Here is a 15168-nt window from a genome sequence, read left to right as displayed (position 1 = left end):
CAGCCGGGGCGTGCTACTTCGCGTAGATCGCCTCGATCTCGTCCGCGAAGTCCTTCGCCACCACGTTCCGCTTGAGCTTCAGGGACGGCGTCAGGTGGCCCGAGTCCTCCGTGAACTGGGAGGAGAGAATGCGGAACTTCCGCACCGATTCCGCCTTCGACACCGCGGCGTTGCCGTCGTCGATCGCGGCCTGGACGGCCGCGTTCAGATCGGCGTCCGCGCTCAGTGACGCCGCGGTGGACCCCGCGGGCTTGCCGTGCTCGGCGGCCCAACGGCCCAGGAACTCCTCGTCGATGGTGACCAGCGCGCCCACGAACGGACGCCCGTCGCCGACGACCATGCACTCCGCGACCAGCGCGTGCGCGCGGATCCGGTCCTCGATCACGGCCGGGGCGACGTTCTTGCCGCCCGCGGTGACGATGATCTCCTTCTTGCGGCCCGTGATGCTGAGGTAGCCGTCCTCGTCGAGGGTGCCGATGTCACCGGTGTGGAACCAGCCGTCGGCCAGCGCCTCCGCGGTGGCGCCCGGGTTGTTCCAGTACTCCTTGAACAGGTGGTCGCCGTGCAGGAGCACCTCGCCGTCGTCCGCGATGCGCACCACGGAACCCGGCAGCGGCTGCCCGACCGTACCGATCTTCTGCCGGTCCCACGGGTTGAACGCCGTCGCCGCACAGGACTCGGTGAGGCCGTAGCCCTCCAGGACCGTGAAGCCGATGCCGCGGAAGAAGTGGCCGAGCCGCTCGCCCAGCGGGGCGCCGCCGGAGATCGCGTACTCGCCCTTGCCGCCGAGCACCGCCCGCAGCTTGCTGTAGACGAGCTTGTCGAACACCTTGTGCTTGATCTTCAGCCCGAGGGCCGGGCCCGACGGGGTGTCCAGCGCCCTGCTGTACGCGATCGCCGTGTCCGCCGCCTTGTCGAAGATCTTGCCCTTGCCGTCGGCCTGCGCCTTGGCCCGGGCGGAGTTGTAGACCTTCTCGAACACCCGGGGCACACCGAGGATCAGCGTCGGCCGGAAGGAGGCCAGCTCGTCCGTGAGGTTCTTGATGTCCGGCACGGTGCCCAGCTTGATCGGCGCCATCATCGGCGCGACCTGCACCAGCCGGCCGAAGACATGCGCCAGCGGAAGGAAGAGCAGCACACTGCACTCGCCCGTGCGGAACAGTGGCCGCAGCCGCTCCACCACGTTGCCGCACTCGGCGAAGAAGCTGCGGTGGGTGAGGACACACCCCTTCGGGCGGCCCGTCGTGCCGGACGTGTAGACGATGGTCGCCGCGTCGTCGGCCTTCGCCAGCGAGCTGCGCTCCTCGACGGCCTGGTCGGTGACGTCCTGGCCGAGGCGCCCCAGCTCCTCCACACCGCCGCCCTCGATCTGCCACACATGCTTGAGCGCGGGCAGCCGCTCGCGCACCGACTCGACGGCGGCCGTGTGCGTGTCCAGCTCCACGATCATGGCGGTGGCGCCCGAGTCGGAGAGGATCCACTCCACCTGCTCCGGCGAACTGGTCTCGTACACCGGCACGGTGACCGCGCCCGCCGACCAGATCGCGAAGTCCAGCAGGGTCCACTCGTACCGCGTACGGGACATCAGCCCGACCCGGTCGCCCGGCTGGACGCCGGCGGCGATGAGCCCCTTCGCGGCCGCCCGCACCTCGGCGAGGAACTGGACCGCGTCGACGTCCTGCCAGACACCGTCCACCTTGCGGGCGATGACGGCGACATCGGGATGCTGCGCGGCGTTTCTCCGGACGATGTCGGTCAGATTTCCGTCCGCGGGGACCTCGTACAAAGCCGGAAGGCTGAACTCGCGCAAGACTGCTGCTCCTCATAGGGCGCCGGCGCCACGACTCTGTGTGTGATGCGACGGTGCGGTCCAAGGCTGGGGCTAGCGCCCAGGTCCCACTTGTTCCTCACTGGTTGAAAACCTGAGCACGACTGGACTGCCCGGACGTTACCCGCCGGTATGGCTTCTCCGCGAGGGGGGGTGCGGGAGATGTTTTCCGCGTCACACGTATGGGGTTCTCCGGGAACAATAATCCCCCCACTTACTGACTGGCCAGTAACCGCAGGTTCGGTCGACTCTGTTCACCTATGCCGCACCCGCCTACGCTTGATCGTCATGGCACCCACACGAGGCGGTAACCGCAGGACGCGTATTCATGTGGTCAGTGACGTGCACGGCAACGCGCGCGACCTGGCCAGAGCCGGCGAGGGTGCCGACGCCCTGGTGTGCCTCGGTGACCTGGTCCTCTTCCTCGACTACGCGGACCACTCGCGCGGGATCTTCCCCGATCTGTTCGGCGCCGAGAACGCCACCCGGCTCGTCGAGCTGCGCACCGCCCGGCGCTTCGAGGAGGCCCGCGACCTCGGCACCCGGCTCTGGGCCGGCATCGGCCAGGACCGCTCCGCCGTGATCGAGAAGGCCGTGCGCAAGCAGTACGCCGAGCTGTTCGCGGCGTTCCCGGAGCCGACGTACGCCACCTACGGCAATGTCGACATGCCGGCGCTGTGGTCCGAGTACGCGGGGCAGGGGACGACCGTGCTGGACGGGGAGCGCGTCGAGATCGGGGGCTGGGTCTTCGGGTTCGTGGGCGGCGGACTGCGCACCCCCATGCGCACGCCGTACGAGATCAGCGACGAGGAGTACGCGGCGAAGATCGAGGCGGTGGGGGAGGTGGACGTGCTGTGCACCCACATCCCGCCGGAGGTGCCCGAGCTGGTGTACGACACGGTCGCGCGCCGGTTCGAGCGCGGGAGCCACGCGCTGCTGGAGGCGATCCGCCGGACCCGGCCGCGGTACTCGCTGTTCGGGCACGTCCACCAGCCGCTGGCGCGGCGGATGCGGATCGGGGCGACCGAGTGCGTGAACGTGGGGCACTTCGCCGGGAGCGGTAAGCCGTGGGCGTTGGAGTGGTGAGTCCGTACGCGCGGTAGCCTTCACGCTGCACATACGTGCGCACCCACCTCCCTCACCGGACCGTCTCTGGAGGAGCCACGGCGATGGCGGAATTCACCAGTTCGAGCATCACGATCGAGGCTGCGGCGGCCGACGTCATGGGAGTGATCGCCGACTTCGCCCGCTACCCCGACTGGACGGGTGAGGTGAAGGAGGCGGAGGTCCTGAAGACCGACGACGAGGGGCGCGCCGAGCAGGTACGGCTCGTCATGGACGCCGGGGCGATCAAGGACGACCAGACGCTGGCGTACACCTGGACCGGGGCGAACGAGGTGTCCTGGACGCTGGTCAAGTCGCAGATGCTGCGGTCGCTGGACGGGTCGTACATCCTCAAGCCGGTGAGTGACTCGGCGACTGAGGTGACGTACCAGCTGACCGTGGACGTGAAGATCCCGATGCTCGGGATGATCAAGCGCAAGGCGGAGAAGGTGATCATCGATCGGGCGCTGGCGGGGCTGAAGAAGCGGGTGGAATCGGGCGCGTAGGTCCGCCCAAGGGGGCGGGGGTGCGCGTGTGTTCGCGGCTGCGGGTCCGCTGTGGTCGGGCGCGCGGTTCCCCGCGCCCCTTGAGTACCCGGCGGTTCCTCGGCGCCGTCCTCCGCCGCGTTCGCGTCGTGAGCTGAATCCCTGGCCCCGTTCAGTGGGTTACCGTTCAGCCCCATGCGCACCATCCTGATCACCGGGCAAGGCGGCAGTGGCCGTACGACGGTTGCCGCGGCCACGGCGGTGGCGGCGGCTCGGGAGGGCTGCCGCACGCTCGTGCTGAGCGCCGACCGGACCGACAGTCTCGGGGCGGTGCTGGGCACCCCGACCGGCGCCGAGCCCGTACCGGTCGGCCCCGGCCTCACGGCGTGGCGGCCCGACGCCGCCGCCGGCTTCCGCGCGGACCTCGTCGCGTTCCAGGAGCGCGCCGCCTCCGTCCTGGATCTGCTGGGCGCCGGCCGGCTGGACGCCGAGGAACTCACCCCGCTGCCCGGCGCCGAGGAGCTGGCCCTCCTGCGCGCGCTCCGCGACGCCGCGCTGTCCGAGGTGTACGACCTCCTCGTCGTCGATCTGCCGCCCCTCCCGCAGGCGCTCGCCCTGCTCGGCCTCCCCGAGGAACTCCGCCGCTATCTGCGGCGTTTGCTGCCCGCCGAACGCCAGGCGGCCCGCGCCCTGCGCCCCGTGCTCGGCCGGCTGGCCGGCGTGCCGATGCCCGCGGAGTGGCTGTACGAGACGGCCGGCCGCTGGGACGTCGAGCTGGCCGCCGTCGCCGCGGTCGTCGACGACCCGGGCACGACCGTACGGCTGGTCGCCGAGCCCGGCCCCGCCGGCGCCGACCACATCCGGACCGCGGGCGTCGGCCTCGCCCTGCGCGGCCTCCCCGTGGACGCGCTGGTCGCCAACCGGGTGCTGCCCGAGGAGACCTCCGACACCTGGCTCGCGGGTCTCGTCGCCCAGCAGGACAAGACGCTGTCGGAGTGGCGCGCCACCCACCCCGTGCGGGAGGTCGCCCACCTCGGCCGTGACCCGCGCGGCACCGACGACCTCACCGCTCTCGACGTACCCCCTGCGGGTGACAGGCCTGCCCGGGTCGAGTGGCCCGTCACCGACCGGCTCGCCGACGACGGCGTGCTCGTCTGGCACCTCCCGCTGCCCGGCGCCATACGCGACGAACTGGACCTCGTGCGGCGCGGCGACGAGCTGGTCGTCACCGCCGGGCAGTTCCGGCGCATCGTGCCGCTGCCCTCGGCCCTGCGCCGCTGCACGGTCGACGGGGCGGCCCTGCGGGACGGCGAGCTGAGGATCCGCTTCGCCCCGGACCCCCGGTTCTGGCCCCGCACCCGGTGAACCGCATACCCCCGTTCGGGTAACGTCGAAGGTACGAAACGTAGGCAGGAGTCCGCCATGAGCGAAGAGCGCCCCTCGTCCGATGCCGCTCGTCAGGACGCGGCCGGCCGGGCCGCCGCGGACGAGTACGAGGTACGGGCCACGGACGCCGACGCCTGGGCCACCGCGTGCGAGGAGGACCTCGCCGCGGAGAAGGCCCGCCGCCGGGCGCAGCACGGGCCGCCGCCGGGCTCGGCCGCCGAGGAACTGCGCAAGCTGGTCGACACCGTCGCCGACAAGCTGTCCGGCCTCCAGTCGCCGCTGCTCGGCGCGGTGGCGGGCGGAGCGGCCCAGCAGATGGTCAACCAGGTCGTCCAGCAGGCCAAGGCCGCCGTCGAACCCGTCATCGAACGCAACCCGGACGTCTTCGACCACCTCGCCGCCGCGGGCAACGAACTCCTCGCCGCGTACCGCTCCGCCGTCGAGGCCCAGGAACGCCGGTGGACCACCCGCGACCCCGCCCACCGGGAACGCCGTGACGAGGACGACGGGCAGGGCCCCGGCGAACGCATCGACCTGGACTGATGCAGAGCCTGTGAACGAACCCCCGTCCGGATCAGCCCGAGGTGCCTTGCGCCTTTGAATCCAAGGCGGAGGAGGGAGTGATGGCGGAGCCATCGCGACTGACGGCAACGCCGGAGGCGGAGGCGCCAGTCACCTCGGGCCCGGGCGCGGGTTTGTTCACAGGCTCTCAGGGGCGTCCGCCGGGCGGACGACGGGAGCTCCGGTGCTGGGCCCTCGGGTACGGTTGGCCGTAGCGGGGCTCGACCGAAACTGAGGGATTCATGGGACTCACCATCGGCGTCGACATCGGCGGTACCAAGATCGCGGCCGGTGTGGTCGACGAGGAAGGCAACATCCTCTCGACCCACAAGGTGCCGACCCCGGGTACGCCCGAGGGGATCGTGGACGCCATCGCCGCCGCCGTCGAGGGCGCGCGAGCCGGCCACGAGATCGTCGGCGTCGGCATCGGCGCTGCCGGTTACGTCGACCGCCAGCGCTCCACGGTCTACTTCGCCCCGAACATCGACTGGCGCAACGAGCCGTTGAAGGAGAAGGTCGAGGCCCGCGTGGGCCTGCCCGTCGTCGTCGAGAACGACGCCAACGCGGCCGCGTGGGGCGAGTACAGGTTCGGCGCGGGCAAGGGCCACCGGAACGTCATCTGCATCACCCTCGGCACGGGCCTCGGCGGCGGCATCATCATCGGCAACAAGCTGCGCCGCGGACACTTCGGGGTGGCCGCCGAGTTCGGCCACATCCGGATGGTGCCCGACGGCCTGCTGTGCGGCTGCGGCAGCCAGGGCTGTTGGGAGCAGTACGCGTCGGGGCGCGCGCTGGTGCGGTACGCCAAGCAGCGCGCCAACGCGACCCCCGAGAACGCCGAGATCCTCCTCGGCCTCGGTGACGGCACGCCCGACGGCATCGAGGGCAAGCACATCTCCATGGCCGCCCGCCAGGGTGACCCCGTCGCCGTCGACTCCTACCGCGAGCTGGCCCGCTGGGCCGGCGCCGGTCTCGCCGACCTCGCCTCCCTCTTCGACCCGTCGGCGTTCATCGTGGGCGGTGGCCTGTCCGACGAGGGCGAGCTGGTCCTCGACCCCATCCGCAAGTCGTACAAGCGGTGGCTCGTCGGCGGCAACTGGCGCCCGGTCGCCCAGGTGATCGCCGCCCGGCTGGGCAACGAGGCCGGCCTGGTGGGCGCGGCCGACCTGGCGAGAGAGCCCGACCCGATCATGTGACACCCGGTCGGCCGCGGCCCCGTGTCCCGGAAAGGGGCGCGGGGCCGTATCCATGTTCGGCTCCGCCGCACGCGCGTGCCGAGCCACGAACCGCCCCCGGCCGCAAACGGACAAATACCCCCGGGCTCGGGGCGTATCTTGATCCTCATGGCGACGAACCCGCTGCCCAACTCCCGCACGAACCCCGACGGTTCGGCGACCATCCGTGTCCTCAGCTACAACATCCGCTCCATGCGGGACGACACCGACGCCCTCGCCCGGGTGATCAAGGGCTGCGCCCCCGACCTGGTCCTCATCCAGGAAGCCCCGCGCTTCTTCCGCTGGCGCAAGAAACTCGCGCGGCTGGCCGCGGCCTCGGACCTCGTCACCCTCTCCGGCGGCGCCACCGCCTCCGGGCCCGCCCTGCTGTGCGGCCTGCGCGCCACCGTCGAGCACACGGAGGACGTCCTGCTGCCGCTCACCCCCGGCCTGCACCGGCGCGGCTTCGCCACGGCCGTGGTCCGCTTCGGCGGCGCCCGCCTCGGCGTCCTGTCCTGCCACCTCTCCCTGCAGAAGGACGAACGGTACGAGCAGGGCGGCATGCTCCTCGACCGCCTCGCCGCCCTGGGCGTGGAGCACGCGGTGGCGGGCGGCGACCTCAACGAACGCCCCGACGGCCGCACGTTCCGGAGGCTGGCCGGCACGCTCCAGGACTGCTGGGCCACCGCGCCCTGGGGCAGCGAGTACACCTCCACCCCTGCCGACCCCCACCAGCGCATCGACGCCGTCCTGGCCACCCCCGGCATCGAGGTCCTCGGCTGCGGTGTGCCGCTCGGCCTGCCCGGCATCAGCCGGGACGACCTGAGGGCGGCCACGGACCACCTCCCGGTCCTGGCCGCCCTCAGAGTGCCCGCGGCGTCGTCCTGAGCGGTCGGCGCTCGAAGTTCTTCGGGGGTTGATCCGCTGGCGGGGGCGGCGGAGGACTCCTCTGGGTGATCATCGGCGGTGTGTCGGTCTCGGTAGCGATCCGCGCGTTGCTGCGCCCGCCGAGACCTCAGGCTGTGGGCGGGGCGGTCGCTTGGCGCGTCTGCTGGATCAGCACGGTGGTGGCTCTCTCCAGGAGTTCGCAGAGTGCGGCGTGTTCGGAGGGAGTGAACGCATCGGTGAGTGCGCGCTCAAGGATGATCACCTCCTGGTAGGCGCGGTCCAGGAGCGCTCGGCCCTGGTCGGTGAGGGTGGCGATCTGCACCTTGGCATGCACGGGGGACGTCTGGCGGCGGATGAGCTGCTTGGTCTCCATGTTGGTGAGCACGCTGCTCATGCTCTGCTGGGTCACCCCGCAGGAGCGGGCCAGTTGGGAGCCGGACATGCCGCCCTCACGCGAGAGGGCAAGCAGCACCGTGTACTGGGTCATGGTCAGCCCGTAGGTGCGCAGCACCGCCTCGTGGTGCGCCATCAGCGCCTGTTCCGACCGCCTGATCCGGGTGCAGAGGTCGTCTTCGACCGGGGCGTGCGCCATGTGCTCCCACTCCATTAACAGATATATACGTTGACTAAGGAACCTTACACATCTACTCTCCCTGAGAGTAAGGATACTGAGTCAACGCAAAGGGCTGTAACCGTGAAGGCTGTCCTCCTCGATGCCGAAAACCACTACCGCGTCGCACAACTCGACGAGCCCGCACCTGGTCCCGGGCAGGTGGCGATCCGCGTCGCCTACGCGGGGATCCAGTGGGGCGACACCATGGTCCGGGACGGCCACTTCCCCGTGCCGCGCCCCTTCGTACCCGGCTTCGAGGCATCCGGACACATCGTCGCTGTCGGCGAGGACATCGACCCGGGCCGTATCGGTGAACCTGTCACAGCGCTGACCACCGCAGGCGCCTACGCCGAGGTGGCCGTGGCACCCGCCGTACTCACGCTGGACATCGGCGACATGCCGCTACGGACGGCGGCAGGCATCGGCTGGGGCGCGCCGACCGCCTACGACCTGATCAACACCGCCTCGCGTGTGCGGCCCGGAGAGAGCGTGCTGGTCCACGCCGCCGCCGGCTCGGTGGGCACCCTGGCCGCCCAGTTCGCCCGACTGGCCGGCGCCGGTCGTATCGTCGGAGTGGCAGGCAGCACCGCCAGGGCCGACTACGCCGCTCAGTTCGGCTACGACCAGGTCCTGCTGCGCGAGGAGTTCCCGGCCGGACTCGGCGACGAGAAGTTCGACGTGATCCTCGACCCGGTCGGCGGCCCGACCCGGCACGCCGGCCTCGACCAGCTCGCACCCCACGGCCGACTGGTGGCGTACGGCAACCTCAGCACCTACGAACCGGTCCTGACCAACGCCAACGACCTCCTCATGCAGGGCACATCTCTCCTGGCCTACAACAGCAACCTGCTCAGCCGAACACATCCGGATCGACTCGCCGACAGCGCCCGCCGCGCACTCGGCTACATCGCCGACGGCCGGGTACGCGTCGACATCACCGCCGAATACGACCTCACAGACCTGCCCAGGGCCGTACAACGGCTCGCCGATGGCTCCACCCATGGCAAGAGCATCCTCCGGGTCTCCTGACCACACATGCAGACTGGGCAGTGACCCTGGTCGCTGCCCAGTGCTGGTAAGAGGTCGGCTGCGCGAAGCAGGCCCTTACGAACGACCTAGCCGGCGGCCACCGGGCGCTGCTTGGCCCGGTCGACGATCGCCCAGCTGTCCAGGTACGACAGCTGGGTGTAACCCTTCATGTCCTTGCCGCCACCCGACGTGCGCTCGTCCCGGCAGCCCAGGAACCGGTACGTCACCGGGTCGAAGATGAAGTAGCCGCCGAAGCTCGACGACCCCTCCGGGAGCGTCGGGTCGTCGTAGGTGATGGCCACGCCGACCCTGCCCTTGGCGTCCTTCTGGTTCGGCACCGCCTTCACGCCGGGCACCATCCCGAGCGCCTCGTACGCCGCCGGCCGCAGCCCCTCCGGCATCACCGGGACCAGCTTGAGCAGCCCGGCCAGGCTGAAGTGGATGTGCGACCACTCCTGGTCGGTGATCTTCTCCAGGGAGGTGTTCTTCTCCCCGCCGCCGAAGAAGTCGGCCCGGATCGCGAGGATCAGCTTCTCCGGGTCGGTGGGCAGCTTGCGCAGCCTGCCCCAGTCCTGCGGGGGCCAGCTGCTCTCGTCGTCCGCCAGCGGCGGCGACCACCAGCCCTTGCCGATCTCCATGATCCAGGAGCGCTTCGAGCCGTCCACGGAGCGCCAGTTCTCGTCGACGTGGGTCTTCGTCCGCCCGGTCCTCTGGTCGGTCTCCTTGATGATCTCCTTGGTGTAGACGAACTGGTCGTCCCGCGGGCTCACGGTTTTCTCGTGCTCGCGCTCGTAGGCCGCCGCCCCGTCGAGCACCGTCCGTGCGCTCACGTTCCGCATCGGCGGCAGGCTTGTCACCCGCGGATGCGCGGTCCTGCCCCGGTCGGCGTCGTCGTCCTGCACGGCGACCAGCACACCGGCCGCGACCGCGGCGGCCACCGCACCCGTCAGGGCGACACGCAGCAGCGGCCGGCGGCTCACCACGCCGGTCCGGGCTGTCCGGTTCCCCGCGCGGTCCGTGTCGGGCGGGGTGATCGCGGCGAGCAGCCGGGCCCGGCCTCGGCGCCGGGTCTCGTCGTCCAACGGGGGAGTCCCCGCGTCGAAGTCGGTCAGGTCCCTCAGGTCCCTCAGGTCCCTCGGGTCGTCGATGTCACGCATGGGCGTCCGCCTCTCGGAAAGCTGTCGGATCGGATCCGCCCAGTGCTTCGCGCAGTTTGCTGCGAGCCCTGTTCAGCCGGGATCTGATGGTGCCGACGGGCACGCCGAGGGCATGGGCCGCCTCCTCGTAGTCGAGGCCGGCCCACGCGATCAGCAGCACGACGTCGCGGTGCCGGGCGGAGAGCCCGGCCAGCGCGGCCGCCAGGTCCCGGCGCACCCCCGTGGCACCGGCCCTGGCGACCGCGCGGTCCGCGACCGGCTCCTCGTGCTCCACCGGCTCCGGCAGCCGGGACAGCGCCTTGAACCGGCGTGCCTCGGCCCGGCGGTGCCGGCCCACGAGGTTCGTCGCGATGCCGAACAACCAGGGGCGGGCGTCGGCCCGCTCCAGGTCGTACGTGTGGCGTCGCTGGAAGGCGGTGACGAAGGTCTCCGCCATCAGATCCTCCGCCGCCTCCGGACCGAGCCGCCGGGCCGCGTAACCGTGCACGGTGTCGGCATGCCGGTCGTAGAGCACGGCGAACAGCTCGGGCTCGTCCCGGGACCGCGCGATCACGCGGGCATCACTCTCCTCGCGATCCTCGTCGCGGGTGCCGATGCCCGGTGGTCCGACGGTCATCGGGGCTCCTCTCGTTCGTCCGAACGCCTCGCAGGCTTGGGCTTGTTCAGGTTCTTCACCCGTCCTTCGCCGCTCGCCGGAATCGAGTTCCATTCCGGCGGAGGCCGGCGCGCGCCCACGAGCCACGGCCGCGCGCCCGACTCCGGAAACGACGGCGAGGCCCGCCCGGCGCACAACGGCGAAGGGCCGCCCGGCGCACAACGGCGAAGGGCCGCCCCGCGCACAACGGCGAAGGCCCGCCGCGCACAACAGCGAGGGCCCGCCCGGAACGCTCCCGGGCGGGCCCTCGTTCGGCGGCGGGGGTCAGACGACCGCGCCCCGCCCCGGATCGTCGTCGTCCTCGTCGTCGGTCTTCATCCGCATCACCAGCGTGGCGAAACCGCCGAGGAAACCGCCGATGCCCAGGGTGGTCAGCCACCAGGTCATGTCCCAGCCGAGCAGCACCGCGAGCAGCAGCAGCACCGGGCCGCCGACCACGCCCAGCCAGGCGAACTTGGCGGTCGCGTCGGCCTCCGGCAGCGGCGGCGGCTCCGGGGGCACGAAGTGGCCCTCGCCGTCCTCGTCCTCGTCGTCGTCCTCGTCGGTGTCCTCACCCACGGGGTCGGGCACCGTGTAGTCCCGTGGACCGGCGCCGACACCGGGCGCGAACGCGACCGAGCTGCCCAGCGGCTTGGTGGCCGCCGGCCCGGCACTGTCCGCGGCGCCGCCGGCGGGCGGGTCGGTGGGCTCCTCCGGGTCGGCCTCCAGCAGCGCCAGGTCCTCCACGGAACGGAACGGCTTGGCGCCCGGCGGGTCCGGCGGCTCCTCACCGAACCCGGCGACGATGGCCCGCCAGGCGGCGTCCTCGTCGAACGGCACCTGCTGCTCCTCGCCCGGCGTGTCACCGGACGCGGCACCCGAGCCGCCCGAGCCACCGGAACCCGATCCGCCCGAGCCCGATCCGCGTGAGTCACCGTGGCGCTCACCGAGGGGCGCGCCCTTCTCCTCCGGCTCACGCTCGGAGTCGTGCTCAGCCACCAGTGGCCGTCCCTTCCCTCTGCTCCATGGATCCCGCACCGAACCGCTCCGCGGACCCCGACCCGGACTGCTGTACGGATTCCGTCCCGGACTCCTTCATCGACTCCGTGCCGGAACCCTCCGCGGACTCCCCGTCGGTCCCCTTCGCGGTGTCCGGCGCGCCGTCCCCCACGACACGGGTCATGAACGCCAGGCTCTCCTCGAAAACGCGGTCCGCGTCGTGGTCCAACGTCGCGACATGGTGGCTGTGTTCCAGCAGGATCTCCGTGACGTCCGTGGACGACACCCGGCCGAGCACCCGCGCGGAGTCGGCGGCCGGCACCACATGGTCCTGTGTGCTGCGCAACAGCAGCAACGGCTGCGTCACCTGGGGCAGTTCACCGTCGACCAGGCGCAGAAAGGTCCGCAGGGAGTGCGCCGCGTGCAGGGGCACCTTGTCGTACCCCAGCTCCGTGACGCCCTCCTTGGCGATGTCGTCGGTGATCCCCCTGGTGCTGGGGACGAGGTGCCGGAGCACGGGGAGGGCACGGGCCGCCAGGCCGTGCACCTCGTTGGCCGGGTTGACGACCACGACGCCGTCGACCGCGTCCCCGTGCTTCGCGGCCAGCCGCAGGGCCAGCGCGCCGCCCATGGACAGCCCGGCCACGAAGACCCGCGCACAGCGCTCGCGCAGGGCGCGCAGCTCGCGGTCCACCTCCGCGTACCAGTCCTGCCAGCCGGTGATCCGCAGGTCCTCCCAGCGGGTGCCGTGCCCCGGCAGCAGGGGCAGGACGACGGTCAGATCGCGCTCGGCGAGGTACTCCGCCCAGGGGCGCAGCGACTGCGGGGAACCGGTGAAGCCGTGACAGAGGAGCACCCCGACCTGCCCGCCCTCATGGCGGTAGGGCTCGGCTCCAGGAAGGACCGGCACGGTTCGGTCTCCTGTTCATGAGAAGGATGTGAAACGAGTCCCGGTGTGGTTCACCGTACGCGACCGCACTGACACCGACCAGGGGCTTCGGCGGGGGGAGGAGCGGCGGAGGGCGGGGCGCCGGGCTGTTCGTCCGCCGTCCGGGTTAAGGTCTGATCCTCAGAACACAGAGAGGCACTCGGTTGTTGTACGGCGCGATGAAGGTCGCCATCGGGGGACCGCTCAAGGTCACCTTCCGGCCCTGGGTGGAGGGCCTGGAGAACATTCCGGCCGAGGGCGCGGCGATCCTGGCGAGCAACCACCTCTCGTTCTCCGACTCGTTCTTCCTGCCCGCGGTCCTCGACCGCAAGGTCACCTTCATCGCGAAGGCGGAGTACTTCACGACGCCCGGCGTGAAGGGCAAGCTCACGGCGGCCTTCTTCAAGGGCGTCGGCCAGCTCCCCGTGGACCGCTCCGGCGCGCGCGGCGCGGGCGAGGCCGCCATCAAGAGCGGCATCCAGGTCCTGGAGCGGGGCGAGCTGTTCGGCATCTACCCCGAGGGCACCCGCTCGCCCGACGGCCGCCTCTACCGGGGCAAGCCCGGCGGCCTCGCCCGCGTGGCCCTCGCCACCGGCGCGCCCGTCATCCCCGTCGCGATGATCGACACCGAGAAGATCCAGCCGCCCGGCAAGGTCCTGCCGAAGGTCATGCGGCCCGGCATCCGGATCGGCAAGCCCCTCGACTTCAGCCGCTACCAGGGCATGGAGCACGACCGCTTCGTCCTGCGGGCGCTGACCGACGAGGTCATGTACGAGATCATGAAGCTCTCGGGCCAGGAGTACGTCGACATCTACGCGACCGCCGCCAAGCGGCAGATCGCGGACGCGGCCAAGGCGGAGAAAGAGGCCGACAAGGCCGCCAGGGCGGCCCTCGCCAAGGCCGAGAAGGAGCAGGCGGCCAAGGAGCAGGCCGAGGAGTCCACGGGGGACCGGGACCAGCCGGCTTCGTAGCGTCGCGTTCGGCGGATACGGTCGCGTGCGGACAACGCGTCCGTCGTGGGTGGGGTGGGGGTCGGGCACATGCCGAAGCGCGAGAGAGTCATGAGGATGTCGGTCGAGCTGCCGCTGTGGCGCGCGCTCACCGGCTACCGGGTCCTGACGATGATCTACGCGGTCGGCCTGTTCATCAGCGCGTACGGCAAGTTCCCGCGCCCCTGGCTCGCGATCGCCTACTTCGTGGTGCTGGTCGGCTGGACCCTGGCGACCCTGCCCCGGGTCGCCAACGCGGCCGCCTGCACCAAACGGTTTCTCGCCGCCGACCTCACCATCGCGGTCGTCGGCATCCTGCTCACCCGGCTCGCGGACTCCCCGGCGCGGATCGAGGCCGGCGGCCCCACCCTGCCGTCGATATGGACCGCGGGCGCCGTGCTGGCCTTCGCCATCAAGGGCGGCTGGCGGTGGGCGGCCCTCGCCTCCACCCTCGTCGCCGTCGCCAACCTGGTCCACCGCGGCGCCCCCACCCGCGACACCGTCCACAACGTGCTGCTCGTATGGGTCGCTGCCATCGCCATCGGCTACGTCGTCGAGGTCGCCCGCGCCTCCGAGCGCACCCTCGCCCGCGCCCTGGAGATCGAGGCCGCCACCCGCGAGCGGGAGCGCCTCGCCCGCGACATCCACGACAGCGTGCTCCAGGTCCTCGCCATGGTGCAGCGGCGCGGCACCGCCCTCGGCGGCGAGGCCGCGGAGCTGGGCCGGATGGCCGGCGAGCAGGAGGTCGCGCTGCGCACGCTGGTCTCCGGCGGCCTCGTACCGGTCTCCCGGATCTCGGAGGACGCGGCCGAGGGGGCGCTCGTCCGGGTGGTCGACGAGCCGGACACGGCGGAGTCCGGGGACGGCCCCCTCGACCTGCGCTCCCTGCTCGCCCCCTACGCCGGGGCGAAGGTCACCCTGTCCGAGCCGGGCGGCCCGGTGGAACTGGCCGCGCCCGTGGCACGGGAGCTGGCCGCCGCCGTCGGCGCCGCCCTGGACAATGTGCGCCGGCACGCCGGTGAGCAGGCGCGGGCCTGGATCCTGGTCGAGGACTGGACGGACGAGGTCATCGTGACCGTACGGGACGACGGGCCCGGCATCCCCGAGGGGCGGCTCGCCCAGGCCGAGGGCGAGGGACGACTCGGGGTGGCCCTGTCCATCCGGGGCCGGCTGCGCGACATCGGCGGCACGGCCGAGCTGATCTCGGTGCCGGGACAGGGCACGGAAGTCGAACTGAAGGTACCCAGGGCCTCGGAAGCACCGAAGGACACACGGGGGAAGGCGGAGAAGCGGTGACGGACAACGTGCTGGACGGACAGGAGCGGTCGGGCGTCGACGGGGAGGAGCGGTCGG

15 protein-coding genes are annotated in these 15168 nt (G+C 71.5%); 9 read left to right on the top strand and 6 right to left on the bottom strand.

The genetic code is table 11. The annotated features are described in order from the left end of the window. Positions 1 to 13: 13 nt before the first annotated feature. Positions 14 to 1810, bottom strand: a complete 1797-nt coding sequence (locus M8J73_RS33065; protein WP_055539420.1) for an AMP-dependent synthetase/ligase — start codon at positions 1808 to 1810, stop codon at positions 14 to 16. Positions 1811 to 2116: 306 nt separating this feature from the next. Here M8J73_RS33065 and M8J73_RS33060 point away from each other — a divergent pair, with 306 nt between their 5' ends. The 6 genes from M8J73_RS33060 to M8J73_RS33035 all read left to right on the top strand — a co-directional run bounded on the left by M8J73_RS33060 (position 2117) and on the right by M8J73_RS33035 (position 7466). Then, positions 2117 to 2914 carry a metallophosphoesterase family protein gene (locus tag M8J73_RS33060; protein WP_079054910.1) on the top strand — a complete coding sequence of 266 codons (798 nt, stop codon included), beginning with the start codon at positions 2117 to 2119 and terminating at the stop codon, positions 2912 to 2914. Positions 2915 to 2997: 83 nt separating this feature from the next. Further along, positions 2998 to 3438: an SRPBCC family protein gene (locus M8J73_RS33055; protein ID WP_055516449.1), complete on the top strand. Its 441-nt coding sequence runs from the start codon at positions 2998 to 3000 to the stop codon at positions 3436 to 3438. A gap of 174 nt (positions 3439 to 3612) precedes the next feature. Continuing rightward, entirely contained in the window at positions 3613 to 4782 is a 1170-nt protein-coding gene (locus M8J73_RS33050) for an ArsA family ATPase (RefSeq protein WP_055539418.1), read from the top strand. A gap of 57 nt (positions 4783 to 4839) precedes the next feature. Further along, positions 4840 to 5346 (top strand): DUF5304 domain-containing protein, encoded by a 507-nt coding sequence (locus M8J73_RS33045; RefSeq protein ID WP_055539417.1) that lies wholly within the window; start codon positions 4840 to 4842, stop codon positions 5344 to 5346. Between the two features lie 260 nt (positions 5347 to 5606). Next, positions 5607 to 6560 (top strand): ROK family glucokinase, encoded by a 954-nt coding sequence (locus M8J73_RS33040; RefSeq protein WP_055539416.1) that lies wholly within the window; start codon positions 5607 to 5609, stop codon positions 6558 to 6560. 147 nt (positions 6561 to 6707) lie between these two features. Continuing rightward, positions 6708 to 7466 (top strand): endonuclease/exonuclease/phosphatase family protein, encoded by a 759-nt coding sequence (locus tag M8J73_RS33035; RefSeq protein ID WP_055539415.1) that lies wholly within the window; start codon positions 6708 to 6710, stop codon positions 7464 to 7466. A 127-nt stretch (positions 7467 to 7593) separates the two neighbouring features. On the opposite strand, the gene M8J73_RS33030 is transcribed toward M8J73_RS33035, so the two are convergent. Next, positions 7594 to 8058, bottom strand: coding sequence for a MarR family winged helix-turn-helix transcriptional regulator (locus tag M8J73_RS33030; protein WP_107423993.1), 465 nt, complete (start codon positions 8056 to 8058; stop codon positions 7594 to 7596). 102 nt (positions 8059 to 8160) lie between these two features. Here M8J73_RS33030 and M8J73_RS33025 point away from each other — a divergent pair, with 102 nt between their 5' ends. Next, positions 8161 to 9108 carry a quinone oxidoreductase family protein gene (locus M8J73_RS33025; RefSeq protein WP_055539413.1) on the top strand — a complete coding sequence of 316 codons (948 nt, stop codon included), beginning with the start codon at positions 8161 to 8163 and terminating at the stop codon, positions 9106 to 9108. 86 nt (positions 9109 to 9194) lie between these two features. Here the strand turns inward: M8J73_RS33025 and M8J73_RS33020 are convergent, their stop codons facing one another. From M8J73_RS33020 to M8J73_RS33005, 4 genes are all read right to left on the bottom strand, one after another. After that, on the bottom strand, positions 9195 to 10265 hold the full coding sequence (locus M8J73_RS33020) for a CU044_5270 family protein (RefSeq protein WP_055539412.1): 1071 nt from the start codon (positions 10263 to 10265) through the stop codon (positions 9195 to 9197). Beyond that, positions 10258 to 10881 carry an RNA polymerase sigma factor gene (locus M8J73_RS33015; protein WP_055539411.1) on the bottom strand — a complete coding sequence of 208 codons (624 nt, stop codon included), beginning with the start codon at positions 10879 to 10881 and terminating at the stop codon, positions 10258 to 10260. The genes M8J73_RS33020 and M8J73_RS33015 overlap by 8 nt, the downstream gene beginning before the upstream one ends. 303 nt (positions 10882 to 11184) lie before the next feature. Further along, on the bottom strand, positions 11185 to 11898 hold the full coding sequence (locus M8J73_RS33010) for a hypothetical protein (protein WP_055539410.1): 714 nt from the start codon (positions 11896 to 11898) through the stop codon (positions 11185 to 11187). After that, positions 11891 to 12808: an alpha/beta hydrolase gene (locus M8J73_RS33005; protein ID WP_055539409.1), complete on the bottom strand. Its 918-nt coding sequence runs from the start codon at positions 12806 to 12808 to the stop codon at positions 11891 to 11893. Before M8J73_RS33005 ends, M8J73_RS33010 begins: the two co-directional genes overlap by 8 nt. Before the next feature lie 197 nt (positions 12809 to 13005). Here M8J73_RS33005 and M8J73_RS33000 point away from each other — a divergent pair, with 197 nt between their 5' ends. Together M8J73_RS33000 and macS are read left to right on the top strand one after the other, a co-directional pair. Beyond that, positions 13006 to 13797: a lysophospholipid acyltransferase family protein gene (locus M8J73_RS33000; RefSeq protein WP_055539423.1), complete on the top strand. Its 792-nt coding sequence runs from the start codon at positions 13006 to 13008 to the stop codon at positions 13795 to 13797. A 69-nt stretch (positions 13798 to 13866) separates the two neighbouring features. After that, the gene (gene macS / locus M8J73_RS32995) at positions 13867 to 15111 is read left to right on the top strand and encodes a MacS family sensor histidine kinase (RefSeq protein WP_206187863.1); all 1245 of its coding nucleotides are present in this window, start codon (positions 13867 to 13869) and stop codon (positions 15109 to 15111) included. The last annotated feature ends 57 nt before the right edge of the window (positions 15112 to 15168 follow it).

Source organism: Streptomyces neyagawaensis (assembly GCF_023516595.1).
GTDB lineage: Bacteria > Actinomycetota > Actinomycetes > Streptomycetales > Streptomycetaceae > Streptomyces > Streptomyces neyagawaensis.
This window is presented reverse-complemented; position numbering and strand designations above follow the sequence as displayed.

What these genes read in the sequence shown, in the direction of transcription:
- M8J73_RS33015 (WP_055539411.1), bottom strand. Translation starts at nt 10,881, where the DNA reads ATGACCGTCGGACCACCGGGCATCGGCACCCGCGACGAGGATCGCGAG.
- M8J73_RS33020 (WP_055539412.1), bottom strand. Translation starts at nt 10,265, where the DNA reads ATGCGTGACATCGACGACCCGAGGGACCTGAGGGACCTGAGGGACCTG.
- M8J73_RS33050 (WP_055539418.1), top strand. Translation starts at nt 3,613, where the DNA reads ATGCGCACCATCCTGATCACCGGGCAAGGCGGCAGTGGCCGTACGACG.
- M8J73_RS33030 (WP_107423993.1), bottom strand. Translation starts at nt 8,058, where the DNA reads ATGGCGCACGCCCCGGTCGAAGACGACCTCTGCACCCGGATCAGGCGG.
- M8J73_RS33040 (WP_055539416.1), top strand. Translation starts at nt 5,607, where the DNA reads ATGGGACTCACCATCGGCGTCGACATCGGCGGTACCAAGATCGCGGCC.
- M8J73_RS33055 (WP_055516449.1), top strand. Translation starts at nt 2,998, where the DNA reads ATGGCGGAATTCACCAGTTCGAGCATCACGATCGAGGCTGCGGCGGCC.
- M8J73_RS33045 (WP_055539417.1), top strand. Translation starts at nt 4,840, where the DNA reads ATGAGCGAAGAGCGCCCCTCGTCCGATGCCGCTCGTCAGGACGCGGCC.
- macS (WP_206187863.1), top strand. Translation starts at nt 13,867, where the DNA reads ATGCCGAAGCGCGAGAGAGTCATGAGGATGTCGGTCGAGCTGCCGCTG.
- M8J73_RS33000 (WP_055539423.1), top strand. Translation starts at nt 13,006, where the DNA reads ATGAAGGTCGCCATCGGGGGACCGCTCAAGGTCACCTTCCGGCCCTGG.
- M8J73_RS33060 (WP_079054910.1), top strand. Translation starts at nt 2,117, where the DNA reads ATGGCACCCACACGAGGCGGTAACCGCAGGACGCGTATTCATGTGGTC.
- M8J73_RS33035 (WP_055539415.1), top strand. Translation starts at nt 6,708, where the DNA reads ATGGCGACGAACCCGCTGCCCAACTCCCGCACGAACCCCGACGGTTCG.